We start from the raw sequence: 1,354 nt of genomic DNA, 5'->3' as shown, positions 1-1,354 counted from the left end.
GTGTAGGCATTATTAATAACCGTCGCTTCAAAGCTGCGCTCATTACCCGCTGCATCCTTTACAACCACCGTGACTGTTTGGTTATCTTCAACGCCGGTTGTAGTTCCTGTAATTTCAACGCTTACGTTTTCACCATTGCCGTTTATTACGTTGTCGCTTGTATCGTTTATATCTACCGTTACGGCAACTGTGGTGTCTTTAGTAAAGCTGGTTTCGTTTGTGGCTAAATTGCCTTCAACATCTAATGCGCTAACACTTGCTGTAATTTCACCATCTGCTAGCGTTGAAATATCCGTAGCCGCTATTTGCCACTCACCATCTGCATTAATAGCTACGTTTTCAACAGTGACTTTGTCTCCGTTCACATCGGTAAAGACAACCGTGGCAGTTTGGCTTGTATCTGCTTCTTCTATTACACCGCTTACTACTACGTTTTCTTGCTCTGCGGTATTTATAACGGTGTCATCGCCCGTCGCTACTTCTATGCTAGTGACGGCTGTTTTATCGTGAGTTGCGATGTCTGTATCGCTAGCTATGTTACCTGCAATGTCACTCACTGTGGCTGTGGCTGTTAAGGTGCCGTTGTTAAGTGCTGATACGTCGGCACCTGTGATTGTGTAGGCATTATTAATAACTGTCGCTTCAAAGCTACGCTCATTACCCGCAGCATCAGTTACAACCACGGTGACTGTTTGGTTATCTTCAACGCCAGTTGTAGTTCCAGTGATTTCAACATTGGTGTTTTCACCATTGCCATTTATTACAGTGTCGCTTGTATCGTTTATATCTACCGTTACGGCAGCTGTGGTGTCTTTAGTAAATGTTGTACTGCTTGTTGCCTCATTGCCCTCTATATCGAGTACGCTAACGCTAACCGTAATGCTGCCATCATCTAAACTGCTTATATCTGTCGTGGGGATTTCCCATGTGCCATCACTATTTATAACCACACCGGTCACTATAACTGGCTCATTATTACCATCGCTAAAAGTGACTGTAGCTGTTTGCGCTGTATCTGGTTCATCAACTACACCGCTTACTACAACATTACCCTGCTCATCAGTATTAACAACGTCATCGCCTGCTGCCATTTCAATGGTGGTTGCTGCGGTTTTATCGTGAATGGCTGTGTCTGTATCGGTTGCGGTATTGCCTGCAACATCACTTACGGTGGCTGTGGCGGTTAATGTACCGTCATCTAGCCCTGATAAATCAGCACCGGTAATCGTGTAGGCATTATTAATAACCGTCGCTTCAAAGCTGCGCTCATTACCCGCTGCATCCTTTACAACCACCGTGACTGTTTGGTTATCTTCAACGCCGGTTGTAGTTCCTGTAATTTCAACGCTTACGT

General features: G+C 44.8%; 1 pseudogene. It reads right to left on the bottom strand.

Annotation, left to right across the window (positions count from 1 at the left end):
• Positions 1–1,354: pseudogene (locus PSH54_RS20480) on the bottom strand (hypothetical protein); the annotation flags it as partial.

The sequence above is a fragment of the Pseudoalteromonas sp. Angola-30 genome (assembly GCF_028599215.1).
Lineage (GTDB): Bacteria > Pseudomonadota > Gammaproteobacteria > Enterobacterales > Alteromonadaceae > Pseudoalteromonas > Pseudoalteromonas atlantica.
The sequence above is the reverse complement of the archived record's forward strand: the minus strand, read 5'-3'. Positions and strand labels throughout refer to the sequence as shown.